Annotated in this window: 8 protein-coding genes; all 8 read left to right on the plus strand. The window is 74.9% G+C overall.

Going from position 1 to position 25,945, the window contains the following annotated elements; all coding sequences use genetic code 11:
- Window positions 1-413 precede the first annotated feature (413 nt).
- Genes IGA62_RS24045 through IGA62_RS24080 form a run of 8 tightly spaced genes read left to right on the plus strand, consistent with a single transcriptional unit; the run spans window position 414 to window position 25,835 of the window.
- Window positions 414-3,878 carry a beta-ketoacyl synthase N-terminal-like domain-containing protein gene (locus tag IGA62_RS24045; RefSeq protein ID WP_145818747.1) on the plus strand — a complete coding sequence of 1,155 codons (3,465 nt, stop codon included), beginning with the start codon at window positions 414-416 and terminating at the stop codon, window positions 3,876-3,878.
- On the plus strand, window positions 3,875-7,033 hold the full coding sequence (locus IGA62_RS24050; RefSeq protein WP_145818746.1) for a thioesterase domain-containing protein: 3,159 nt from the start codon (window positions 3,875-3,877) through the stop codon (window positions 7,031-7,033). Before IGA62_RS24045 ends, IGA62_RS24050 begins: the two co-directional genes overlap by 4 nt.
- On the plus strand, window positions 7,030-10,545 hold the full coding sequence (locus IGA62_RS24055) for a non-ribosomal peptide synthetase (RefSeq protein ID WP_145818745.1): 3,516 nt from the start codon (window positions 7,030-7,032) through the stop codon (window positions 10,543-10,545). The genes IGA62_RS24050 and IGA62_RS24055 overlap by 4 nt, the downstream gene beginning before the upstream one ends.
- A gap of 8 nt (window positions 10,546-10,553) precedes the next feature.
- The gene (locus tag IGA62_RS24060; RefSeq protein WP_145818744.1) at window positions 10,554-16,043 is read left to right on the plus strand and encodes a type I polyketide synthase; all 5,490 of its coding nucleotides are present in this window, start codon (window positions 10,554-10,556) and stop codon (window positions 16,041-16,043) included.
- A 24-nt stretch (window positions 16,044-16,067) separates the two neighbouring features.
- Complete coding sequence (locus IGA62_RS24065; RefSeq protein ID WP_145818743.1) at window positions 16,068-17,012, plus strand: TauD/TfdA family dioxygenase; 945 nt, start codon at window positions 16,068-16,070, stop codon at window positions 17,010-17,012.
- Window positions 17,012-17,203 carry an MbtH family protein gene (locus IGA62_RS24070; protein WP_145818742.1) on the plus strand — a complete coding sequence of 64 codons (192 nt, stop codon included), beginning with the start codon at window positions 17,012-17,014 and terminating at the stop codon, window positions 17,201-17,203. Before IGA62_RS24065 ends, IGA62_RS24070 begins: the two co-directional genes overlap by 1 nt.
- Complete coding sequence (locus tag IGA62_RS24075; protein WP_190289205.1) at window positions 17,200-20,319, plus strand: non-ribosomal peptide synthetase; 3,120 nt, start codon at window positions 17,200-17,202, stop codon at window positions 20,317-20,319. Before IGA62_RS24070 ends, IGA62_RS24075 begins: the two co-directional genes overlap by 4 nt.
- Entirely contained in the window at window positions 20,319-25,835 is a 5,517-nt protein-coding gene (locus tag IGA62_RS24080; RefSeq protein ID WP_145818741.1) for a non-ribosomal peptide synthetase/MFS transporter, read from the plus strand. The genes IGA62_RS24075 and IGA62_RS24080 overlap by 1 nt, the downstream gene beginning before the upstream one ends.
- Window positions 25,836-25,945 lie beyond the last annotated feature (110 nt).

The following is a 25,945-nucleotide window of genomic DNA, read 5'->3' on the forward strand; positions in this document are numbered from 1 at the left end:
ATCCACAACGGACCGTATGATGGGCTCGGCGCCCGTCGCCGGTGTGTCCCCCCACGCGCCGGTACCGGTCCCGCCCCCAGGGCTGGAAGGCCCCCGGTCCCGCCCCCGGGGTCGGAAGGCCCCCGGTCCATCAGCCGGAAGTCTTCCCGGGCCGGCCCCGGTTCCGCGGAGGATGACCGGCCGGTGGCCCCCTAGGCCATAGCGCCTCCCAGGGTGGAGGGCTGATCGGACGGCTCTTCATGTCCGACGTCCGACCGGGTATCGGACCTTCGGTTCAACTCCCGATCGATGATCTTCCCGCCAGCCCGGCCCGGCCTATGCTGCTTCCATTGTGGAAATCCTGGGGGGACCAATGAATGCAGGCGTCGGACGCTGCGTGCGGGCAGGCCTACGGGCGGTAGTCGCACACTGACATGCCGCAGTCCACGATCGTCCACCGGTTCACCGACGTCGCGGCGCGGCACCCCGACCGACCGGCCGTCCTCGGCGAACGGCCGGTGCGCTACGCCGCGCTCCGCGGGCTGGCCGGCGGGTACGCCGCCGTGCTCGCCGCCGCCACGGTCCCCACCGGGCAGCGGGTCGCCCTGCTCACCGCGCACGGTGTGCCCACCATCGCCGCCATGCTCGGCACGCTCGCCGCCGGCTGCGCGTACGTGCCGCTGGACCCGGGTTTCCCCGAGGACCGGCTGCGGCACATGCTCGCCGCCGCCGACGTGCGGACCATCGTCACCGGGGCCGCTGGAGAACCACTCGCGCGCCGGTTGAGCCAGGCCCGCCCCGGGACGCGGGTGCTGGTCGCCGACGATCCCGCCCCCGCGCCGCTGACGCCGGTGCCGGTCGACCCGGACTCGGTGGCGTACGTGCTGTTCACCTCCGGCTCGACCGGGCTGCCCAAGGCCGTCGGGCAGACCCACCGCAACCTGCGGCACGTGGTGGACAACCAGATCGCCACGCTGGCGATCGGCCCCGACGACCGGCTCAGCCTGCTCGCCTCGTTCAGCTTCGACGCCGCCATCCCGGATCTCTGGCCGGCGCTGCTCACCGGCGCGGCGGTCGTCCCGGTCGAGCTGCGCCGGCACGGGCTGGCCCACGCCGTCGACGAACTGGTCCGGCACCGGGTGACCGTCTACCACTCCACCCCCACCGTCTACCGCTTCCTCCTGGACACCCTCGGCGACCGCCGGCTCGACCAGGTACGCGTGGTGCTCCTCGGCGGCGAGCAGGCCACCTGGACGGACGCGGCCCGGGGGCGGGACCGGTTCGCCGCCGACTGCGTGCTGGTCAACGGCTACGGCGCCACCGAGATGACCTTCGCCGCCCGGTACGCGCTCCCGCTGGCCGGGGTGGACGCCACCCGCAGCGGCCCGCTGCCGATCGGCCACGCCCTGCCCGGGTACGCCGTCGACCTCACCGCGGACGGCGAGATCGAGGTCCGCAGCGCGCACCTGGCACCCGGCTACCTCAACCTCGACAGCGACCGGTTCGGCGTCGACCCGGCGGGGGTGCCCACGTACCGCACCGGCGACCTGGGCGAGCGGCTGCCCGGTGGGGAGCTGGTCTGCCTCGGCCGGCTGGACCGGCAGGTCAAGGTGCGCGGGCACCGGGTCGAGCTGACCGAGGTCGAGGCGCACCTCGCCGACTGTCCGGGCGTGGCCGCCGTCCGCGCCATCGCCCGGGACGGTGAGCTGCTCGCGTACGCCACCCCGGCCGGCGGGTCGCTGGACCCGGCGGCCCTGCGCGCGGCGCTGGCCCGACGGCTGCCGGAGTACGCGCTGCCCCGGGCGGTCGTCGTGGTCGACGCGTTCCCGCTCACCGTGACCGGCAAGGTCGACGAGCGCGCGCTGCCCGACCCGCCGGTCGCCGTGCCGACGGGGGAGGAGCCGACCACCCCGACCGAGCGGGTGGTGCACGACATCTGGTGCGCCGTGCTCGGCCGGGCGGCGGTCGGCCGTACCGACAGCTTCTTCGACCTGGGTGGGCAGTCCCTCCTGCTCGGCCTGGTGCAGGAGCGGCTGGCCGAGCGCTTCGGCGTACGGCTGCCCATGCCCAAGCTGTTCGCCCACCCCACGGTGGCCGCGCAGGCCCGGCTGCTGGACGCCCCGGCCGCCCCGGTGCGGGCCCCCGCCCTGCCCACTCCGCCCGCGCCCGCGACCACCGTCCGGGAACACACCGGTGACGAGATCGCCGTGGTCGGCCTGGCCGGCCGGTTCCCCGGCGCGCCCGACGTCGCCACCTTCTGGTGGAACCTCTGCGCCGGGGTGGACGCCGTCCACGACCACACCGACGACGAGCTGGCCGCTCTGGGTATCGGCCCCCGGCTGCGCGCCGACCCCCGGCACGTGCGGGCCACCGGACGGCTGGCCGGGGTGGACGAGTTCGACGCGGACTTCTTCTCCTTCGGCCCGGACGAGGCGGCCCGTACCGACCCGCAGCACCGGATCTTCCTGGAGACCGCCTGGGAGGCCCTGGAGGACGCCGGGTGCGACCCGACCCGCTTCCCCGGCCTGGTCGGCGTGTACGCGGCCACCTCCGCCAACCGCTACTTCCTGTTCCACCTGATGGACAACCCGGCCGTGGTCGGTGACGTCGACCCGGACGACTGGGAGGCCCGGCTGATCGGCCGGCAGTTCACCGACCACCTCCCCGGGCAGGTCGCCTACCGGCTGGGGCTGACCGGGCCTGCGGTGGCCACCCAGAGCGCCTGCTCCAGCTCGCTGGTGGCGGTCTGCCTCGCCGCGCAGAGCCTCGCCGACTACCAGTGCGACGTCGCCCTGGCCGGCGGGGTCAACGTCACCTGGCCGCGCTACCGGGCCGGCGGACTGGCCTCCCCGGACGGCCGGTGCCGGGCCTTCGACGAGGCCGCCGCCGGCTCCGGGTTCGGCTCCGGAGCCGGGGTGGTCGTGCTGCGCCGGCTCGCCGACGCCCAGGCCGACGGGGACCGGATCTACGCGATCCTGCCCGGCTGGGCGGTCACCAACGACGGCGCGGACCGGGCCGGGTTCGCCGTACCCGGACCGGCCGGGCAGGCCGCCGCCGTGGCAGGCGCCCTCGCCGCCGCCGAGGTCGACCCCGGTGAGGTCCGCTTCATCGAGGCGCACGGCAGCGGCACCCCGCTGGGCGACGCGATCGAGGTGGCCGCGCTGCACGAGGTCTACTCCGGTGCGGCCCCCGCCGAGACCTGCGCGCTCGGCTCGGTCAAGACCAACATCGGCCACCTGGACGCCGGGGCCGGCATCGCCTCGCTGATCAAGGCGGTGCTCGCCGTGCAGCACGGGGTCATCCCGCCGAACCTGCACTTCACCCGCCCGCATCCGGAGATCGACCTGGCCGGCGGCCCGTTCTACGTGCCGACCAAGGCCCGGGACTGGCCGCAGGCCCCGCGTCGGGTGGCCGGGGTCAGCTCGTTCGGCCTCGGCGGCACCAACGCGCACGTCGTGGTGGAACAGCCGCCGCCGGACGAGCCCGCCGACGAACCGTCCGGTGCGGCGTACCTGCTGCCGCTGTCGGCGCGTACCCCCGAGGTGCTGCGGGCGGTGGTCACCCGGCTCCGGACCCACCTGGCCGGCACCGCCGCGCCGCTGGCGGACGTGGCCTGGACCCTGGCCACCGGCCGGCGGGCCTTCGGCTGCCGGGCCGTGGTCGCGGCGACCGACGCGGCCGGCGCGGTGGCCGCGCTGGACGACCTGCTCGCCACCGGTGACCGGGTGGCCGGGGCCCCGGCCGACCTGCTGGACCGGGCCGCCGGGTGGCTGGCCGGCGGGGACGTCGACTGGACGGCGCTGCACCCCGACGGGGGCGGCCACCGTACCGGCCTGCCCACCTATCCGTTCCAGCGGCGGCGGTACTGGATCGATCCTCCTCAGAAAGGCCAGCGGTGACCTGGTTCGCCTCCACCGGACGTCGTCCCCACGCGCCGGTGCAATTGTTCTGCCTGCCCTACGCCGGAGCCGGGGCAAGCGCGTTCCGCCGCTGGCGGGACGCCATCGGCTCCGACGTCGAGGTGCAGCCGGTGCAACTGCCCGGCCGGGAGGTGCGCATCGCCGAGGACCCGGACTTCGCCGTCGCGGAGGTCGCCGCGGCCATCGCCGCGCGGGCCGACCGCCCGTACGCGATCTACGGCCACTCGATGGGCGGACGGCTCGGCTTCGACGTGGTGCGGGAGTTGCGCCGCACCGGCCGGACGCTGCCGGTGCGGCTCTACGTCGGCGGCGCCCGTGCCCCGCACGTCACCGACACCAGCCACTTCGACGGGCTCTCCCGGGCCGACGACGAGGAGCTGTTGGCCCGGCTCCGGACCGGCGGCGGCCTCCCCGAGGAGATCCTCGAGCATCCGGAGCTGGTCGAACTGCTGCTGCCCCTGCTGCGGGCCGACTTCAGCCGGGTGGACGGCTACCGGTACACGCCCGAGGAGCCGCTGCCGGTGCCGATCGTGGCGTTCAGCGGTCGTACCGACCTGGCGGTGACCCGGGAGCAGAGCGCCGCGTGGGAGCGGCACACCAGCGCCGGCTTCACCCTGCACGACATCGACGGCGGGCACTTCTTCCTGCACGACCGCCTCGCCGATGTGCTGGCCGTGATCCGCGCCGACCTGCTCCCGGCGACCACCGCGCCGGTGGCCCCGGCGTCCGTCGCGCCGGTCGGATCCGCCGCAGTGGCCGCCGGGCCGACCGGCGGACATCGGGCGGACGACGGCCCGGCCGCCGGGCCGGGTGGGCACCGGGTGCCGCTGGGCGACACGCACTGGTCGGTCTGGCGGGACGCGCTGCTGCGCACCACCGGGTTCCCGGCCGACGGCCTGACCGCGCTCGCCGCCCCGAAGGCCGCCGCCGCGGCCGACGACCTGCTCGACGGCGGCCCGGCGGACCTCTTCGACACCGCGTTCGCCGAGGCGCTGCGCGACGGCGGCGAGACGCTGCGCGGCATCGCCGCCGACCCGCTGGTGCGCGAGGCTGTCACCTGGCAGAACCCGAATGTCCTCACCGCCCTGGACGGCCTGGTGGCGGCCGGGCCGGACGCGCCCCGCAACGTCCGCCGCCGGGACCGGGAGAAGGCGCTGCTGCGCTACTGGCAGCGCTACTGCGGCAAGAACGAGACGGTCGGCTTCTTCGGGCCGAGCTGCTGGGTGACCGTCGACCCGGACGCCGCGACGCCGCTGACCGCGCGACCGGGTGAGCAGCTGACCCGCCGCCGGTGGGTGGCCTTCGAGTCCTGGGCGATGGCCGCGTACGCCGACGCGCTCGGCCGGGACCCGGTGGTGCGGCGCTGGTGGCCGCCGATGCTCGCCGCCCACCTCGGCCTGGACGGCCGGACGGTGCGCCGGCCGGGCCGCCCGCCGCTGGAACTCTCCACCGTCGAGGCGGCGCTGCTGGCCGCCTGCGACGGCCGGCGTCCCGCCGCGCACGTGGTCGCCGACCCCGGGCTCGGGTTGCGGCGTCCCGACGACGGTTACGCCCTGCTGGAGCGCTTCGTCGAACGGGAACTGATCACCTGGGACGCGCTGCTGCCGGTCAGCCCCTCCGCCGAGCGGGTGCTCGGTGAGCGGATCGACGCCATCGGCGACGAGGCGGTACGGGTCCGGGCCCGCGCCGGCCTGGACCGGCTGCGCGCCGGCCGGGAGGCGGTGGCCGCCGCGGCCGGCGACCCGGACCGGCTCCGGGGCGCCCTGGCCGAGCTGGACGCCCTCTTCACCGAGCTGACCGGGCAGTCGCCCCGCCGCCGGGACGGGCAGATGTACGCCGGCCGGACCCTCTGCTACGAGGACACCAGCCGCGACCTCGACGCGGTGGTCGGCGGACCACTGCTGCGGGAGATCGCCGCGCCGATGGCGGTGCTGCTCCAGGCGGCCCGGTGGCTGGTCGAGGCGCTGCGGCGCGCGTACGCCGACGCGTTCCGGCAGCTCTACGACGAGCTGCGCGCCGACGCGCGCGGTGGCGGGGTGTCCCTGGCCGACCTGTGGTTCCTGGCCCAGGGCCTGTTCTGGGGCACCGGCGACCGGCCGGTCGACGCGGTGGCCGCCGAGTTCGCCCGCCGCTGGGCCGGGCTGTTCGGGCTGGACACCCTGCCGGCCGGCACCCGCCGGGTCGACGTCGACGTGGCCGGGCTCGCCGAGCGGGTCGCCGAGGTCTTCCCGGCCGCCCCGCCGACCTGGGGCAACGCCCGGCTGCACAGCCCCGACCTGCAAATCTGCGCCCGGGACACCGAGGCGCTGGCCCGGGGCGAGTACACCGTGGTCCTCGGCGAGCTGCACGCCGCCTGGGCGTCCTTCGACTGCGAGGTGTTCACCCCGTCCCACCCGGACGTGGCGCGGCTGCGCGCCGCCCTCGACGAGGACCTGGGCGGCCGTCGGGTCCGGCTGCTGGTGCCGGACGAGTGGCCGCGCCGGACCAGCCGGGTCGCGGAGAGCCTGGTCGGCCCCGCCGACCGGCAGTTGGCGTTCGCTCCCGCCGCCGGGGCCGACCCGGACCGGGTGCTGCCCACCGTGGACCTGACCGTCGTCGACCGCGACGGCGAACTGGTCGCGGTCGCCTCCGACGGGCGCACCTGGACCCTGGACGAGATCTTCGCCGGCCCGCTCACCATGCACGCCGTCGACGGCTTCAAACTGGTCGCCGCCGCCGCGCACACCCCCCGGATCACCCTGGACCGGCTGGTGGTGGCCCGGGAGACCTGGCGGACCACGCTCGGCGAGACCGGTCTGGCGGACGTCACCGGCGAACGCGAGCGGTTCCTCGCCGTCCGGCGGTGGCGGCGCGAGCTGGGCCTGCCCGAGCAGGTGTACGTCAAGCTCGCCACCGAGACCAAGCCCTGCTTCCTCGACCTGAGCAGCCCGTTCTACGCCTCGACGTTCTGCTCGATGCTGCGGACCGCCCGGGGTGTGGGCGGTGACCCGGTGGCGGTGACCCTCACCGAGATGCTGCCCACCCCCGAACAGGCCTGGGTGCCCGACCGTGCCGGCCGGCGCTACTTCAGCGAGCTGCGGCTGCACATCGTCGACGGCGAAGCCCTCCCCACCGGATCCGGAGCGCACCGATGACCCTCACCCCGCACCCGGCCGCCGCCCACGGCCCCGAGCTGCCCTGGCCGGACGCGACCCTCGCCGACCTGGTCCGGGAACAGGCCGTGCGCACCCCCGACGCCACCGCGGTACGCCAGTGGGACGACCGGCTCAGCTACCGCGACCTGGTGGAACGGGCCGCCGGGGTGGCCGCCGCGCTGCGGGAGCGGGGCGTGGGCCCGGGAGGCCGGGTCGGGGTGTGCGCCACCCGACGCCCGGACCTGGTGGTCACCGTGCTCGGTGTGCTGCTCGCCGGTGCGGCGTACGTGCCGCTGGACCCGGGCGGCCCGCGCGCGCGGCTGCGGGAGATCGCCCGGGACGCGGGCGTGCGGATCGTGGTGGGCGACGCCGCCGAGGCGGAGTTCGGCGACGTCGCCGGCATCGAGACCCTCGGGCTGCCCGGTGCGGCCCCGCTGACGCCCTGCCCGGCGCGCCCCGGCGACACCGCGTACGTGCTGTTCACCTCCGGGTCCACCGGCCGTCCCAAGGGCGTCCGGGTCACCCACCGGGGCCTGGCCGAGTTCGTCACCGGCTGGGCGGCGCGCACCGGGGTCGACGCCGGCACCCGGAGCCTGGCCAGCGCCTCGCTCAGCTTCGACGCCGCCGTCATCGACCTGTTCGTGCCGCTGGCGCACGGCGGCGCGGTGCAGCTGGTCGGGGCCGACGACCGGACCGACCCGGTCCGGTTGCAGCGCTTCGCCGCCGCGCACGACGTGAACTGGGGGCTGCTCACCCCGACCGTGCTCGCCCTGCTCGACCCGGCCGCCCTGCCCGGCTGGCGGACGGTGCTCTGCGGTGCCGAGGCGGTCCCGGCCGAGCTGGCCGCCCGCTGGTCGCCGGGGCGGCGGTTCGTCAACGCCTACGGCCCGACCGAGGCGACCGTCGCGGTGGTGGCCGGCGACCTCACCGGCGACGAGGCCGACCCGGTGCCGATCGGGCTGCCGCTGCCCAACCACCGGGTGTACGTGGTCGACGCCGACCTGCGTCCGGTCGACCCGGGCGAGAGCGGGGAACTGCTCGTCGGCGGACCCGGCCTGGCCGACGGCTACCTCGACCGGCCCGCGCTGACCGCCGCCGCCTTCGTCCCCGACCCGTTCTCCGGCCTGCCCGGCGAGCGGCTCTACCGCACCGGTGACCTGGTCCGGCAGGGCCCGGACGGCCGGTTGGTCTACCTGGGACGGATCGACCGCCAGGTGAAGGTCCGGGGCCAGCGCGTCGAGCTGGGCGAGGTCGAGGCGGTGCTCGGCGACCACCCGGTGATCGACCGGGTGGTGGTGGAGGCCGTCGACGGCCCGACCGGCACCGAGCTGGTCGCCTTCCTGACCCCCGCCGACGCCCCCGGCGACGAGGAGATCCGGGACTGGGTCGCCGACCGGCTCACCCCGGCCATGCAGCCGGCCCGGCTGCTGCGGCTGCCCGTGCTGCCGGTCAGCCCGACCACCGGCAAGATCGACCGGGCCGCCCTGCGCGAGCGGGCCGCCGCCGGTCGTCCGGACCCGGCCGACGGGGTGGTCGCCTCCACCGATCCGGTCACCACGACGGTGGCCCGGCTCTGGGCCCGACTGCTCGGCGCGGCCCCCGGCCCGGACACCGACTTCCTCGCCGCCGGTGGCAACTCGGTCGCCGCGATGCGTCTGGTCGCCGCGCTCCGCGCCGAGCTGGGACGGCAGGTCGACGCACGGGACGTGGTCGCCGCCCGCACCTTCGCCGCGCTGGTCGACGCGGTCCGCGCCGCCGCCCCGGCCGAGTCCGACGGGCTCACCACCGGCAACCCGCCGACGCTGTCCGCGCCGCAGCGCCGGCTCTGGTTCGTCGACCAGATCGCCTCGTCCAGCGCCCCGTACAACATCGCGCTGGCGCAACGGCTGCACGGCGCGCTGGACACCGCGGCCCTGGGGGCGGCGCTGCGGGCGGTCGCCGAACGGCACGACGTGCTGCGCTGGCGGATCCTCCAGACCGGCGGGGTGCCGTACGCGGTGTGCGCCGAACCGACCGACGTGGCGGTGCCGGTGGTCGACCTGACCGGGGCCGCCGACGTCGAGGCGGAGCTGCGCACCATGCTCGCCGCCGGGGCGGCGCACTCCTTCGACCTGGCCACCGGACCGTCCTGGCAGGTCACCGTGTACCGGCTCGGCGAGCGGGAGCACGTGGTGGCGATCACCCTGCACCACGCGGTCTTCGACGGCTGGTCCGAGGCGGTGCTCTACGACGACCTCGCCGCCGCGTACGCCCAGGCGGTCACCGGGACGGTCCCCGCCCTGCCGCCGCTGGCCGTCTCGTACGCCGACTACGCGGTCTGGCGGGTCGAGCGGGACCGGCGGCGCGGCGCGGCCGACGTGGCCTGGTGGACCACGCACCTGCACGGCGCGCCGACCCTGCTGGAACTGCCCCGGGACCGGCCCCGCCCGGCGGTGCAGACCTACCTGGGCGCGGAGGCCGGGGTGACCCTCTCCGCCGAGGCGGACCGGGCGGTCCGGGTACTCGCCGCGGCGCGGGGCACCACCAGCGCGGCGGTGTTGCTGGCCGGCTTCGGCGTCCTGCTCGGCCGGCTCACCGGGGGCGACGACCACGTCCTGGGCGCGGTGGTCGCCGACCGGCGGCTGGCCGCCTTCGACGACGTGATCGGCTTCCTCATCGACACCGTCCCGGTCCGGGTCCGTACCGGCGGGTCGGTGGGCTTCGCCGACCTGGTCGACCGGTGCGCGACCGAACTGCACGAGGCCACCGCCCACTCCGGCGCGCCGTTGGACCGGATCGTCGAGGCGCTCGGCCTCACCCGGGACACCTCCCACGCCCCGCTGGTGCAGGTGCTGTTCAACGTGCTCAACTTCGCGCCGCCCCGGCTGACGCTGGCCGGGCTGACCGGCGAACCGGTCCGGGTGGACAAGCCGGGCTCCCCGTTCGACGTCACCGTCTACGTCGTCGAGCACGACGGGCGGTTCGGTGTCGAGGTGGTGTACAACCCGGACCTGTTCGACGCCGGGCGGATCGACGCGCTCCTGGCCGACCTGGCCACCCTCGTCGGCGCGCTGGCCGATGCCCCGCACGAGCCGGTCGACACGGTCGCCGTCGACCTGCCCCGGGCGGTCGTCCGGGTGGCGCGGCTCGGCGCGATGACCGTCGCGGCCGGTGAGGCGCCGCGCGGGCTGCTGCCCGCCGGGCCGGACGCGCTGACCGACACCGAGGAGCTGATCGCCGGGATCTGGCGGGAGGTGCTGGAACGCGACCGGGTCGGGGTGACCGACAACTTCTTCGACATCGGCGGGCACTCGCTGGCCCTGGCCGCCGTGCACGCCCGGCTGACCGCCGCCACCGGACGGTCCCTGGCGATGCTCGACCTCTTCCGTCACCCCACCATCCGGGCGCTCGCCGCCCACCTCGACGGCGCCGTGGACCGGCCGGAGCTGGCCCGGGCCGCGCTCCGCGCGGCCGCCCGACGCAGTCGTACCCGCCGAATCCCACCCCGTCGCCCCGGCGGCGCAGCGGAATGAAGGAAACCATGGACAACCCGCTCACATCCGCCCTTCCCGGCGAGGACGACGGCGTCGAGCCGATCGCGATCGTCGGCCTGGCCGCCCGCCTGCCCGGCGCGGCCGACGTGCACGAGTTCTGGCGCAACCTGGTCGACGGCGTGGAGTCGGTGACGACCTTCACCCGCGAGGAGCAGCTCGCCCGGGGCGCCACGGTCGACGAGGTCGACGACCCGAGCTGGGTGCACAAGGCCCCGGTGCTGGAGGCGTTCGACGAGTTCGACGCCGGGCTGTTCGGCATGACCGCCCGCGAGACCGAGATCACCGACCCGCAGCACCGGATCTTCCTGGAGTCCTGCTACACCGCGTTGCAGGACGCCGGCTACGACCCGGGCCGCTACGACGGCGCGGTCGGCGTGTACGCCGGCACCGGCGGCAACCTCTACCTGCAACTGCACGTGTCGAAGAACAAGCGGGTCGGCGGGGCGCTGCACTCAGCGGTGTCGGTGGCCACCGGCAACTCGCCGAACTACGTGGCGACGAACGTGTCGTACCGGCTGGACCTGCGCGGGCCGAGCCTGACCGTGCACACCGCCTGCTCCACCTCGCTGGTCGCGTTCCACCTGGCCTGCGAGTCGCTGCGCAACGGCGAGTGCGACATGGCCCTGGCCGGCGGGGTCAACGTCGAGATGCCGCACGGCGTCGGCTTCATGGGCATGGAGGGCTTCACCTCGCCGGACGGGCGGTGCCGGCCGTTCGACGCGGCCGCCAACGGCACGGTCTGGGGCAGCGGCGTCGGGGTCACCGTCCTCAAGCGCCTCTCCGACGCCGTCGCCGACGGCGACACCATCCGCGCGGTGGTCCGGGGCAACGCGATCAACAACGACGGGGCCGGCAAGGTCGGCTTCACCGCGCCCAGCGTCGACGGGCAGATGGAGGCCGTCGCCCAGGCCGTCGAGCTGGCCGGCGTCGACCCGCGCACCATCACCTACGTCGAGGCGCACGGCACCGGCACCGCGATGGGCGACCCGATCGAGGTCGCCGCCCTCTCCGCGGTCTACGGCCGGGACACCGACGAGCGTGGCTGGTGCGGCATCGGCTCGGTCAAGTCCAACATCGGCCACCTCAGCCAGCCCTCCGGCATTGTCAGCGTGATCAAGGCGGTGCTGGCCATGGAGCACGGGCTGATCCCGCCCACCATCAACTACGAGACCCCGAACCCGGCGATCGACTTCGCCGACACCCCGTTCTACGTGACGAACACGCTCACCAAGTGGGACAACGACGCCGGCCCGCGCCGGGCCGGGGTCAGCTCGTTCGGCATCGGCGGCACCAACGCGCACGTGGTGCTGGAGCAGGCCCCGGCGGCGGCCCGGGTCGACCGGCGGAACCGCCCGGCCCACCTGCTGCACGTGTCGGCGAAGACCCCGACCGCGCTGGACACCGCACTCACCCGGCTCGCCGACCACCTGGCGACCACCACCGACGGCGGTCCGGAGCTGCTCGCCGACGTCGCGCACACCCTGCGCGTCGGCCGGAAGGAGTACCCGCACCGGGCCACCGTGGTCGCCACCGACCTGCCCGACGCGGTGACCGCCCTGCGCACCCCGCGCCGCCGGCAGGGCGGCATGGCCGACGGCCCCGCGCCCCGGGTGGCGTTCCTCTTCTCCGGCCAGGGCTCCCAGTACGCCGGCATGGGCGCGCAGCTCTACGCCGAGGAGCCGGCCTTCGCCGCCGTGGTGGACGAGTGCGCCGACCTGCTCCGCCCCGAGCTGGGCCTGGACCTGCGGGACCTGATCCTCGGCCGGGACCCGGCAGCGGGGGAGAAGCTCACCGAGACCCGCTACACCCAGCCGGCCCTGTTCGTCGTCGAGTACGCCCTGGCCCTGCTCTGGCAGGGCGCCGGGGTCCGGCCGGCGGCGATGGTCGGCCACTCCATCGGCGAGTACGCCGCCGCCACCGTGGCCGGGGTGCTCAGCCTCCCCGACGCGCTGCGCGTGGTCGCCGCCCGGGGACGACTGATGCAGTCGCTGCCCGCCGGCGCGATGCTCGCCGTGAACCTGGACGAGTCGGTGGTCGCCGAGACCCTCCCCGACGGGCTGTCCGTGGCCACCGTCAACGGCCCCGGCACCTGCGTGGTCGCCGGCCCGGCCGACGCGGTCGCCGCGTACGCCGAGACCCGCCGGGGCAAGTGCAAGCCGCTGCGCACCTCGCACGCCTTCCACTCGCCGATGATGGAGCCCATCCTCGGCGAGTTCACCGCGCTGATGGCCACGGTGGACCTGCGCCCGCCGACCGTGCCGTTCCTGAGCAACGTCACCGGCACCTGGATCACCGACGCGCAGGCCACCGACCCGGCGTACTGGGCGGCGCACCTGCGTCAGCCGGTCCGCTTCGGCGCGTGCGTGGCCACCCTGCTCGCCGAGGGCGTCTGGTCCCTGGTGGAGTGCGGGCCCGGGAAGCAGCTGGCGAACCTGGCCCGGATGCAGGTCGCCAAGGCGTCACCGGAGCAGCGGGCGCTCACCCCGCTGGGCAGCCTCCCCGGGCCCACCGAGGACACCGGTGACCTGGCCACCTTCCTCGCCACCGCCGGCGCGCTCTGGTGCACCGGTGTCGGGGTGCGCCTCGACGTCGACCCGGCCGCCCGGCGGGTGCCGCTGCCGACGTACCCGTTCGAGCGGAAGCGCTACTGGATCGACGCGGACCCGGTGCAGCCGGCCGCCGCGGCGGAGACCCCGTCCGGGCCCCGTCCGCTGCCGGAGTGGTTCGCCGTCCCGGTGTGGCGGCAGGCCGCCCCGGAGCCGCGCCGTGCCCCGCTCGGCCGCTGCCTGGTCCTGGTCGACGGCCCACGCGGGGAGGAACTGCTCGCGACGCTGCGGGCCGGCGGGGCCGACCCGGTCGTGGTCCGCGCCGGGGACGACTTCGCCGCCACCGCCGACGGGTACCGGCTGCGTCCCGGCGTCCGCGCCGACCACGACGCGCTGGTCGCCGCGCTCGGCGCGGACCTGCCCGAGCGGCTGGTGCACGCGTTCGCGCTGGACGGTGAACCGACCGGCACCGACCTCGCCGCCACCTCCGTCGCGCTGGACCGGGGCTTCTTCGACGCCCTGCACCTGGTGCAGGCGCTCGCCGGGGCCGGGACGACCACCGAGGAGCACCCCCGCACCCTCGACCTGGTCACCGCCGGCATCGGGGACGTGACCGGTGCCGACCTGACCCGGCCCGAGCACGCCACGCTGGTCGGCCTGGCCCGGGTGCTCCCGGTCGAGCTGCCGGGCCTGACCGTCCGGCTGGTCGACGCGGACCCGGCGACCACCGACGCCACCGCGCTCGCCGCCGAGCTGAACCGCCCGGTCGGCGCGGTCGCCGAGGTGGCGCTGCGCGGCAAGCGGCGCTGGGTCACCGACTACGAGCAGGTCACCCTCGACGCCGAACCGGCGTCCGCCGGGGACGAGGCCGGTGTGCTCCGCGAGGGCGGCCGGTACGTGATCACCGGCGGTCTCGGCGGCATCGGCATCACCCTGGCCGAGGACTTCGCCCGCCGCGCCCGCGCGCGACTGGTGCTGCTGGCCCGCTCCGGCCTGCCGGCGCGCGAGGCGTGGGACGACCACCTCGCCGTGCACGGCGACGACCGGGCCGGTCGGGCCATCGCGGCGATCCGCCGCATGGAGGCGGCCGGCGCGCAGGTCCTCGTCCTCGCCGCCGACGTCACCGACCCGGCCGACCTGCGTCGGGTCCGCGCCGCCGCCGAGGAGGCGTACGGCGGGATCGACGGCATCGTGCACGCCGCCGGCCTGCCCGGCGGGGGCATGGCCGAGATCAAGGAGCGGGCCGAGGCGGAGCGGGTGCTCGCCCCGAAGGTCGCCGGCACCCTGGCGCTGGCCCAGGTCTTCGGTGACCTGCCGATGGACTTCGTGGTGCTCTGCTCGTCGATCACCGCCGTGGTCGGCGGCTTCGGCCAGGTCGACTACTGCGCGGCCAACAACGCGCTGGACGCGTACGCCCGCTCCGGGCTGGGCTGGCGGGCCCCGGTGCTGTCGCAGAACTGGGGTGGCTGGGCCGAGGTCGGCATGGCCGTCGAGACGAACGTGCCGGCCGGGTTCCGGACGGTGGCCCGTGAGACGGTCAGCACCGGAGTCGACCACCCGGTGCTCACCACCCGGGTCACCGGCGCGACGGAGACCGTGCTGCACGGCCTGGTCTCCGCCGGCACCCACTGGGTGCTCGACGAGCACCGCATCGGCGGGGTGCCGGTGGTGCCCGGCACCGCCCACCTGGAGTCGGTCCGCGCCGCCGTGGCCGCCGCCGTACCCGCCCCCGGGCCGGACGCGCTGGTCGAGTTGCGGGACGTGGTCTTCCTCGAGCCGTTCTCGGTGCCCGACGGCACGGTCGCCCAGTACCGGGTCGAGCTGACCGGCACCGACGAGGGGGTGGACTTCGCGGTCCGCAGCCTCGCCGCCGGTGAGTCGCGCACCCACGTGCGGGGTTCGGCCGGATGGACCACCGAGCCCGCGCCGCCGGCCCGGGACCTGGCCGAGGTGACCGCCGGCTGCCGGCGGATCGACGACGACTCGTCCTTCGGGCGGGGCCGCACCAGCATGCTCACCTTCGGACCCCGGTGGAACTCGCTGCGCGAGCACCACCTCGGCGCCGGCGAGGAGGTGGCCCGGATCGAGGCCCCGGCGGCGGCCCGCGACGACCTGGCCGCGTGGGGTCTGCACCCGGCGCTGCTGGACGTGGCGACCGCCTTCGGTCGGGGCCGTGGCTCCGGCACCTACCTGCCGCTGTCGTACGGGCGGATCGTGGTGCGCGGTCCGCTGCCGGCGACCTTCGCGAGCCACCTGCGCTACCGCGACGGTGCCACCGACGAGGTGGTGGCCGCCGACCTGTCCCTGCTCGACCCGGACGGCCGGGAGCTGGTGTCCATCAGCGACTTCGTGCTGCGCCGGGTCGACCAGGACGCGGTCACCGGCGGGCTCGCCGGGCCGGTCGCGACCGGGACGGAACCGGTGTCGGACGGGTCGACCGAGGACATCCGCCCGGTCGACGGGGCGGAGGCGTTCCGCCGCAGCCTCGCCGCCGGCCTCGGCGCGCAGGTCGTCATCGCCACCCGGACGGTCGCCGACATCCGGCAGCGCGCCGGCCGGGTCACCACGGAGAGCCTGGAGACCGAGGCGGAGCCGACCACGGCCACCGCCGCCGTCGCCGGCACCTCCGCCCCGCCCCGCACCGAGTTGGAGGCGGTCATCGCCGCCGTCTGGCGGGACAACCTCGGCGTGGACGTCGTCGGCGTGGACGACGACTTCTTCGCCCTCGGCGGCAACTCGCTGGTCGCGGTGCAGCTCATCGCGGCGATGCGCAAGGCCACCGGCGTCCGCCTGCCGATGCGCAGCCTCTTCGAGACGCCCACCGTGGCGGGCCTGGCGGCCCGGATCGAGGAACTGCGCGCCAGCGCCCCGGCCGAGGAACCCCCGGCCCCGTCGGCGACCCCGACCATCCCCCGACTGCCCCGCGCCTGAGCCGGGGAAAGGAGACCTGAGCAGATGAGCGACACGATCGCCACGTTGCCGGTGGTCGTCGAGAACGACGGCACCGCGCTCACCGAGCTGATCGACCGACGTCGGGCGGAACTGCGGGCGACCCTGGTCGAGCACGGCGGGCTGCTGTTCCGCGGCTTCGACGTCGGCGGGGTGGACGGCTTCGACCGGGTGGTCCGGGCCCTGGCCGGTGAACCGCTGACCTACACCGAACGCTCCTCGCCCCGGCACGCCATCAAGGGGAAGGTCTACACGTCCACCGACTACCCGGCCGACGAGGAGATCTTCCTGCACAACGAGAACTCGTACCAGGCGCGTTGGCCGTTGACGCTGTTCTTCTACTGCATCACCGCGCCGGAGACCCTCGGCGCGACGCCCCTGGCCGACGTGCGCCGGGTCTACGAGAACATCGACCCGGCGGTGCGCGAGGAGTTCGTCCGGCGGCGCTGGATGCTGGTCCGGAACTTCCACGCCGACTTCGGCACCCCGTGGCAGCACGTGTTCAACACCGACGACCGGGCCGAGGTCGAGGCGTACGCGGCGGCGAACCGGATCGAACTGGAGTGGATCGGCGCCGACGGGCTGCGCACCCGGTCGGTGCGGGACGTGGTGCACCGCCGGCCCGGTTCGGACACCCCGCGCTGGTTCAACCACGCCACGTTCTTCCACGTCAGCACGCTGGCCAAGGACCTCCAGGAGGGGCTGCTGGAACTCTTCGGCCCGGAGGGGCTGCCGTCGAACACGTACTACGGCGACGGGGCGGAGATCCCCACCGATGTCATGGACCACCTGCGCGACGCGTATCGTGCCGCCAGCGTCCGTTTCGACTACCAGCGTGACGACGTGTTGGTGGTGGACAACATGACCGCCGCGCACGGCCGTGAGCCGTTCACCGGACCCCGCAAGATCGCTGTCGCCATGGCCGAACCGCACACCCCTGGAGAGAAGTGATGTCCGACCCCCGATTCCTGGTCGTGCGCAACGACGAGGAGCAGTACTCGATCTGGGCGGCCGACCGGGAGCTCCCCGCCGGCTGGCAGGACGCCGGCTTCGCCGGCACCCGGGAGGAGTGCCTGGCCCACATCGACACCGTGTGGACGGACATGCGGCCCCGTTCCGTCCGGGAGGCCGCGGCGTCATGAGCGACGTGAAGGAGTGGACCTTCCCGGCGTCGTACGCGCAGGAGCGGATCTGGATCGCCAACCAGCTCGACGCCGGTTCCCCGGTCTACAACGTCTCCAACCTGTGGTCGTTCCCCGAGGGGGTGACCGTCGCGCAGGCGAACCGGATCGTGGGTGAGATCATCGCCCGGCACGAGTCGCTGCGGACCCGCCTGCACGCCGACGACGGCACGCTGAGCCAGGTGGTCCGGGCGGTCGAGCCGGTCGAGCTGGAGGTGGTCGACCTGCGCGACCTGCCCGAGGCGCAGCGGCGGCCCCGCTTCGACGACCTCCTCGCCGAGCTGGCCCGGACCCCGATCCCGGTGGACACCGCGCCGCTGTGGCGGGCCCGTCTGGTCCGCATGGCCGACACCCGGGTCATCCTCCAGTTCGTGGTGCACCACGCGGTCTTCGACGCCCGGTCCGCGGTGGTCCTCGCCGGGGAACTGACCGCGCTGGGCACGGCCGCGCTGACCGGCGCCCCCGCCGCGCTGCCCGAGCTGCCCATTCAGTACGCCGACTTCGCGGTCTGGCAGCGCGACCAGCTCACCGGCGCGGAGCTGGAGCGGCAGCTGGGCTTCTGGCGGGAGCACCTGGGCGGTGCCCCGGCGGCGACCACCCTGCCGCTGGACCGGCCCCGCCCCGCCGAGCTGGGCTACGCCGGGGACGAGGTGCACTTCACCCTTCCCGACGGGCTGCTCGACCGGGTCGGCCGGCTGGCCACCGGGTCGACGGCCACCCCGTTCATGGTGCTGCTGGCCGCCTTCACCGCCCTGCTGCACCGGATCTCCGGCGACGAGGACCTGGTCGTCGGGGTCTCCACGGCGGGTCGGGACAACCCCGAACTGGCCCCGGTGATCGGCATGTTCGTCAACCCGGTGGCGCTGCGCTGCGACCTGGCCGGCGACCCGACCTTCGCCGACCTGGTCGCGCGCACCCGGGACGGGCTGGTCGACGCGATGGAACACGGCCAGACGCCGTTCCAGCGGATCGTCGAGGCGGTCGCCCCGCAGCGGGACCCGTCGGTGCAGCCGGTCTTCCAGACCGCGTTCAACTTCATCCCGGACTCCGGTCTGGACCCGGTCGCCCTCGGCACCACGAAGGACGACCTGGCCTTCGACATCACCGCCACGACCAGCCGGCTGCTCTACCGGACCGCGCTGTTCGACCGGGGCACCGCCGAGGCCGTGGTGGCCCGCTACGTCCGGCTGCTCGACGCCGCCGTGGCCGAGCCGGCCACCCGGGTATCGGCGCTGCCGCTGCTCGACGCCGCCGAGCGGGACCTCGTCCTGCACGGGTGGAACGACACCGCCCGCCAGGTGCCACCGTCCACCCTGGTCGCCGAGGTCGAACGGCAGGTGGCGGCCACCCCGACCGCGACCGCCCTGGTCGCCGACGGGCGGTCGCTGACGTACGCCGAGCTGAACGGCCGGGCCAACCGGCTCGCCCGGATGCTGGTGTCCCGGGGCGTCGGGCCGGGCGCGCTGGTCGCGCTGGCGCTGCCCCGCTCGGCGGAGCTGCTGGTGGCGATCCTCGCCGTGCTCAAGTCCGGTGCGGCGTACCTGCCGGTGGACACCGGTTACCCGGCCGGGCGGATCGCCTACCTGCTCGGCGACGCCGAACCGGTCCTGGTGCTGGCCACCCCGGAGACCGCCGCGCTGGTGCCGCCCGGCGCGCTGGTGCTCGACGGTGAGGTCGGGGGCAACGACGCCGACCTCACCGACGCCGAGCGGACCGCCCCGCTGCTGCCCGCCCACCCGGCGTACGTGCTCTACACCTCCGGCTCCACCGGCCGCCCCAAGGGCGTGGTGGTCGAGCACCGGGCGGTGCACGCGTACCTGGCCTGGGCCCGGGACACCTATCCGGGGCTGGCCGGCACCGCGCTGCTGCACTCGCCGGTCTCCTTCGACCTGACCGTCACCGGCCTGCTCGGCCCGCTCACCGCGGGCGGCACGGTGCGGCTGGCCGGGATCGACGAGGCCGCCGCCCGCGCCGGCGGGCCGCCGGCCTTCCTCAAGGTCACCCCGAGTCACCTGCCGCTGCTCGACGCCGACCTGTCGCCCACCGGCGACCTGGTCATCGGCGGCGAGGCGCTCACCGGGGAACAGCTCGCCGCCTGGCGGGCCGGACACGAGGGTGTCGCGGTGGTCAACGAGTACGGTCCGACCGAGGCGACCGTGGGCTGCGTGGCGGCCCGGATCGCCCCCGGCCAGGCGGTGCCGGCCGGGCCGGTGCCGATCGGCCGGCCCACCTGGAACATGCGCGCCTACCTGCTCGACGCGCACCTCAACCCGGTGCCACCGGGGGTGGCCGGCGAGCTGTACGTCGCCGGGGTCCAGCTCGCCCGGGGCTACCTGCGCCGGCCGGGCCTGACCGCCGAGCGCTTCCTGCCCTGCCCGTTCGGGGCACCGGGGGAGCGGATGTACCACACCGGGGACCTGGCCCGCTGGCGGGCCGACGGGACGCTGGAGTACCTGGGCCGCCGCGACCACCAGGTCAAGGTGCGGGGTATGCGGATCGAGCTGGGTGAGATCGAGTCGACCCTGCTCGCCCACGCGGGCGTCCGGGAGGCCGTGGTCGCCGTGCGCACCGACTCGGGCGAGCCGACCCTGGTGGCGTACCTGGTCGGCACCGCCGACGAGGCCGAGGTCTCCGCCGAGGCGGCCCGGCAGCTCCCCGCCCACCTGGTGCCGGCCGCGTTCGTCCGTCTCGACGCGCTGCCGCTGACCGCGAACGGCAAGGTGGACCGCGCCGCACTGCCCGCTCCGGCCGCCACCGAGGCCGTCGGGTCCTACGTGGCCCCGCGCACCGACGCCGAGGCGCTGGTCGCCGAGGTCTTCGCCGACATCCTCGGGGTGGAGAAGGTCGGCGCGTACGACGACTTCTTCGCCCTCGGCGGCAACTCGCTGCGCGGCATGCGGGCGATGTCCCGGATCCGCGCCGAGGTCGACGTGGACCTGCCCATGCGGGCCCTGTTCGGTGCCCCGGTGGTCGCCGACCTGGCCACCCAGATCGAGGCGCTGATCGCCGCCGAGGTCGACGAACTCTCCGAAGCCGAGGTCGCCGCGCTGCTCGCGGCGGAAAAGGGAACACCCTGATGACAGACCTGAAGGATGCCGCGACCCGGGAAGCCGCCCGCCAGGCGCTGATCGCGTCCCGGCTCCGCCGGCGTCGTGCCACCCCGGCGGCCGGGATCACCCCCCGGCCGCCGGAGGCGACGGTGCCGCTGTCCTACGCCCAGGAGCGGGTCTGGTTCATGGACCAGCTCGCCCCGGGCGAGGCGGCCTACCACATCGCGGTGCCGCTGCGGGTGCGTGGCGCGCTCGACGTGCCGGCGCTGCGGGCCGCCCTGGCCGCGTTGACCGACCGCCACGAGTCGCTGCGCACCCGCTTCCCGGCCGACGCCGACGGTCGCCCGACCGTGGTCGTCGCCGACCACGTCGAGGTGCCGTTGACCATCGTGGACGCCCCCGACGAGACCGCCGCGCAGGAACTGGTCGACCGGGCCGCCACCGAGCCGTTCGACCTGGCGGACGGGCCGCTGCTGCGGGCCACGCTGATCCGGCTGGCCGACGACGACCACGTGCTCTTCCTCGGCAAGCACCACATCGTCGGCGACGGTTGGTCGGTCGACGTGCTGCTGCGCGACCTGATCACCCTCTACCGGGGTGGCGAGCTGCCCGTCCTGCCCGTCCAGTACGGCGACTTCGCCGTCTGGGAGGCCGCCCAGCTCGACGGTCCCCAGGCGAGGACGCACCTCGACTACTGGAAGCAGCGGCTGGCCGGGATCACCCCGCTGGAGCTGCCGCTGGACCTGCCCCGTCCGGCCACCCAGACCTACCACGGCGACTTCGTGGAGTTCACCGTCGACCGCGAGGTCACCGACGCGTTGAACGCGCTGACCCGGGACGCGGGCGGCACCCTGTTCATGACGCTGCTCGCCGCGTACCAGGTCTTCCTGTCCCGGCACGCCGGTCAGGAGGACTTCGCCGTCGGCGCCTCCGTGGCCGGTCGGTCCGCGCCGGAGCTGGAGGACGTGGTCGGCATGTTCATCAACATGCTGCCGATGCGCGCCGAACTGGCCGGCGACCCCACCTTCACCGAGCTGCTGGACCGCACCCGGCGCGGCGTTCTCGACGGCTTCGAGCACGCCGAGGTGCCGTTCGCCCGGGTCGTGCAGGAGATGGGCCTGCCCCGGGACGTCAGCCGCTCCCCGGTGTTCCAGTCGATGTTCGTCCTCCAGAACTACGAGATGGGCCGCTTCCGGTCCACCGCCGACGACGCCGAGGTCACCTTCGAGTGGCAGCCGATGGAGCTGCGCGCCACCCGGTTCGACTTCGAGCTGCACGTGGTGGAGGTCGACTCCGGGCTCTGGGGGAAGCTGGTCTTCAACACCGACCTGTTCACCCGGTCCACCGTCGAGCGGATGGCCGAGCGGTTCACCGGCCTGCTCCGGTCGGTCGTGGCCGCCCCCGACACCCGGGTCTCCGCGCTGGAGTTGGCCGCCCCGGACGAGCGGGCCCTGCTGGCCGGCTGGAACGACACCGCCGCCGACTTCCCCGCCACGGCCACCCTGCACGGGCTGGTCGAGGAGCAGGTGGCCCGCACCCCCACCGCCCCGGCGGTGACCTTCGAGGGGCGTACCTGGTCGTACGCGGAGCTGAACGCGGCGGCCAACCGGATCGCCCACCGGCTGCGGACGGCCGGCGTCGGCCCGGAGACCCTGGTCGGGGTCTGCGCGGAACGCTCCTTCGAGCTGGTCGCCGGGCTGCTCGGCGTACTCAAGGCCGGTGGGGCGTACCTCCCCCTCGACCCGGAGTACCCGGCCGACCGGCTGGCCTTCATGGTCACCGACGCGGCAGCGCCGGTGGTGCTGGTCCAGGAACACCTGCGCGACGTGCTGCCGGCCACCGCCGCCACCGTCCTCGCCCTCGACGACGCCGCGCTCTGGGCCGACCAGCCCGCCGACGACCCGGCCCCGACCGCCGCTTGCGGCAACCTGGCGTACGTCATCTACACCTCCGGCTCCACCGGCCGCCCGAAGGGGGTGCCGAACACCCACCGGGGCATCGTCAACCGGCTGGACTGGATGCAGCGGACGTACCGCCTCGGCGGCGACGACGCGGTGCTCCAGAAGACCCCGGCCAGCTTCGACGTCTCGGTCTGGGAGTTCTTCTGGCCGTTGCAGACCGGCGCGCGACTGGTGCTCGCGAAGCCCGGCGGGCAGAAGGACGCCGGCTACCTGCGGGACCTGCTGATCGGTGAGCGGATCACCACCGCCCACTTCGTCCCGTCGATGCTGACCGTCTTCCTCGCCGAGGAGGGCGTCGAGGCGGCCACCGCGCTGCGCCGGGTGATCTGCTCCGGCGAGGAGCTGCCGCTGGCCTCGGCGGTGGAGTTCACCGCCCGGCTGCCCTGGTGCGGCCTGCACAACCTGTACGGCCCCACCGAGGCCGCGATCGACGTCAGCGCCTGGCCCTGCGAGCCGGCCGCGCTGGCCGGGCTGACCAGTGTGCCGATCGGGGCCCCGATCGCCAACCTACGGCTGCACGTGCTCGACCCCGCCGGAAACGAGTGCCCGGTCGGGGTGGCCGGTGAGCTGCACATCGGCGGGGTCGGCCTGGCCCGCGGCTACCACCGGCGGCCGGCGCTGACCGCCGAGCGGTTCGTGCCGGATCCGTTCTCCGGCGAGCCGGGTGCCCGGCTCTACCGCACCGGTGACCTGGCCCGCTGGCGGACCCAACCGGACGGGACCGGGGTGATCGAGTTCCTCGGCCGGATCGACCACCAGGTGAAGCTGCGCGGCCTGCGGATCGAACTCGGCGAGATCGAGAGCGCGCTGCGCGAGCAGCCGGGGGTGACCGAGGCGGCGGTGGTCGTCCGCGAGGACACCCCGGGCGACAAGCGGCTCACCGCGTACCTGGTCGGCACGGCGGAGGCGGCGGCGCTGAAGGCGGCACTCAAGGAGAGCCTGCCCGAGTACATGGTGCCGAACGCCTTCGTCACCCTGGACGCCTTCCCGCTGAGCCCCAACGGCAAGCTGGACCGGAAGGCGCTGCCCGCCCCGGTGGTCAGCCGGGAGGCGTCGGTGGCTCTGGTCGAGCCGCGTGACGACACCGAACGCCTGCTCGCCGGCATCTGGTCGGAGGTGCTCGGCGTCCCCACGCTCGGCATCGACGACGACTTCTTCGACCTGGGCGGGCACTCCATGCTCGCCACCCAGGTGGTCGCGAAGATCCGCAAGGCGGACCTGGACACCCGTCCGGTCGGCGTGATGGACCTCTTCCAGAAGCGCACCATCCGGGACCTGGCCGGCTTCATGACCGGCGGCGCGGAGTCCGACGGCCCGCGTCGGCTCCTCTACGAGCTGACCAAGCCGATCCCGGCCGCCCAGCGCACGCTGACCTACGTCTGCGTCCCGTACGGCGGTGGCAGCGCCATCGTCTACCAGCCGCTCGCCGACGCCCTGCCGGCCGGACACGCGCTCTGGTCGCTGGCCATCCCCGGCCACGACGTCGGGCTGGACGAGGAGGCGCTGCCCTTCGACGAGCTGACCACCCGGGTCGCCGACGAGATCCTGGAGCGGGTCGAGGGACCGATCGCCCTCTACGGGCACTGCGGCGTCGGCAGCGCGATCGCCGCCGACGTGGCCCGCAAGGTCGAGGCGGCCGGCCGGGAGCTGGAGGCCCTCTACATCGGGGCGATGTTCCCGTTCGCCCGCCCGAAGGGCCCGATCGCCCGGCTGCGGACCCGGCTGGAGAAGCTGCGCAGCAACCGGCACTACGCGAGCTGGCTCAAGTCGATGGGCGTGGACACCGACGAGCTGGAGCCGGAGCAGGCGGACCGGATCCTCAGCAACATGCGGGCCGACTCGCGCGCCTCGGAGGAGTACTTCACCGGGCTGCTCGACCGGCGGGCGACGAAGCTGCGCGCGCCGATCATCTCGGTGGTCGGCTCCGAGGACCCGGTCACCGACTACTACACCGAGCGGTACGCCGAGTGGCAGTTCCTCAGCGACACCCTCGGGCTGGTCGTGCTGGACCAGGCCGGTCACTTCTTCCTCAAGTACCGGGCCGACGAGCTGGCCGAGGTGGTCACCACCACGCACCGGGCGATGGCCACCGGGGACACCCGCGCCCTGGAACCCGCCGCCAAGGGCGAGGACGCCGCCTGGACGCTGCGCGACCGGCAGCGGGTCGGGGTGGACGACCGGCCGGCGAAGGACGTGGTCCGGCCGAGCATGGCCCGGTTCCTCGCGGTGACCGTCGGGCAGCTCATCTCCACCACCGGCAGCGCGCTGACCGCGTTCGCCCTGCCGATCTGGCTGTTCACCGAGACCGGGTCGGTGGCCAACCTCGGCCTGCTCTGGGCCCTCGCGCTGATCTGCGGCGTGCTGATGCTGCCGGTGGCCGGCGCGGTCACCGACCGGATCAGCCGGCGCCGGATCATGATGATCGCCAGTTCGGCGGCGGGCACGGTGCAGGTCGTCCTGGCCACCCTGCTCTGGACCGAGAACCTCGCCCTCTGGCACATCTACCTGCTGGTGGCGCTGAGCCAGGTGGCCGGGTCGTTCCAGCGGATCGCGTACCAGTCGTCGGTGCCGCAACTGGTGCCGAAGCGCTACCTGGGGCACGCGATGGGCATCGCCCAGCTCTCCAACGGCTTCGCGATGCTGCTGATGCCGGTCTTCGCCGCCGGCCTGCTCGCCGCGATCGAGCTGAAGGGCATCCTCCTGATCGACGTGGCCAGCTACGTGCTGGCGGTGGCGACCCTGGCCGTGGTGCGCTTCCCGGATCTGCTCGGCTGGCGCCCCCGGGAGCGGCTGCTGGTGGCGATCGTCAACGGCCTGCGCTACTCGTGGAACCACCGGGGCTTCCGGCTGATGCTCGGGTACTTCGCGCTGGGCAACGTCTTCCTGGCCCCGGCGCTGGTGCTGACCACGCCGCTGGTGCTCTCGTTCGCCACCGCCACCGAGGTGGCCCAGGTGGCGCTGGCGGAGGCACTCGGCGCGGTCGCCGGCGGCGTGCTCATGTCGCTCTGGGGTGGGCCCCGGCACCGCCGGATGATCGGCGTGCTGGTCGGCAACCTCGGCACCGCCGTGGGCTGTGTGATCGTCGGGCTGGACGCCTCCGTGGTGGTGATCGCCGCCGGGGCGTTCTGGCTGGCCATGTCGATGACCACCGCGCAGAGCATCTACGCCACCATCGTCCAGGTGAAGGTGCCGCAGCGGTACCACGGTCGGGTGTTCAGCCTGAACCAGACCATCACCTGGTCGACCCTGCCGATCGGCTTCGCCCTGCTCGCTCCGGGCGCGACCGCCTGGTTCGAGCCGATGCTCGCCCCGGGCGGGGCGCTGGCCGGGTCGGTGGGCGCGGTGATCGGCACCGGCGAGGGCCGGGGGATCGGCTTCGCGTACGTCGTCTTCGGGGCCGCGCTGGTCCTGGTGACGCTCGGTGGCTTCGCGATCCGGCTGCTGCGCCGCTTCGACCTGGAGGTCGAGGACTCGCTGCCGGACGACCTGATCGGCGCGCAGGAGCGGGAGCGTCGCCGGGTCGAGCGGGCCGCCCGCGCGGCGGAGCAGCAGGAGGAGGACCGGGTGCCGGTCGCCGTCTAGGTACCGGTGGCGACGAACCCCCGGCACGCGAGCGGCGTGCCGGGGGTTCGTCCGTTCCTCCGGGGTCCGCCCGCGGGCCAGCGGTGGACGGTCGACGGGTCAGCGGTGGA

Origin of the sequence: Micromonospora sagamiensis (assembly GCF_014680085.1) — a bacterium.
GTDB lineage: Bacteria > Actinomycetota > Actinomycetes > Mycobacteriales > Micromonosporaceae > Micromonospora > Micromonospora inyonensis.

What these genes read in the sequence shown, in the direction of transcription:
- IGA62_RS24075 (WP_190289205.1), top strand. Translation starts at nt 17,200, where the DNA reads ATGAGCGACGTGAAGGAGTGGACCTTCCCGGCGTCGTACGCGCAGGAG.
- IGA62_RS24065 (WP_145818743.1), top strand. Translation starts at nt 16,068, where the DNA reads ATGAGCGACACGATCGCCACGTTGCCGGTGGTCGTCGAGAACGACGGC.
- IGA62_RS24070 (WP_145818742.1), top strand. Translation starts at nt 17,012, where the DNA reads ATGTCCGACCCCCGATTCCTGGTCGTGCGCAACGACGAGGAGCAGTAC.
- IGA62_RS24045 (WP_145818747.1), top strand. Translation starts at nt 414, where the DNA reads ATGCCGCAGTCCACGATCGTCCACCGGTTCACCGACGTCGCGGCGCGG.
- IGA62_RS24055 (WP_145818745.1), top strand. Translation starts at nt 7,030, where the DNA reads ATGACCCTCACCCCGCACCCGGCCGCCGCCCACGGCCCCGAGCTGCCC.
- IGA62_RS24080 (WP_145818741.1), top strand. Translation starts at nt 20,319, where the DNA reads ATGACAGACCTGAAGGATGCCGCGACCCGGGAAGCCGCCCGCCAGGCG.
- IGA62_RS24060 (WP_145818744.1), top strand. Translation starts at nt 10,554, where the DNA reads ATGGACAACCCGCTCACATCCGCCCTTCCCGGCGAGGACGACGGCGTC.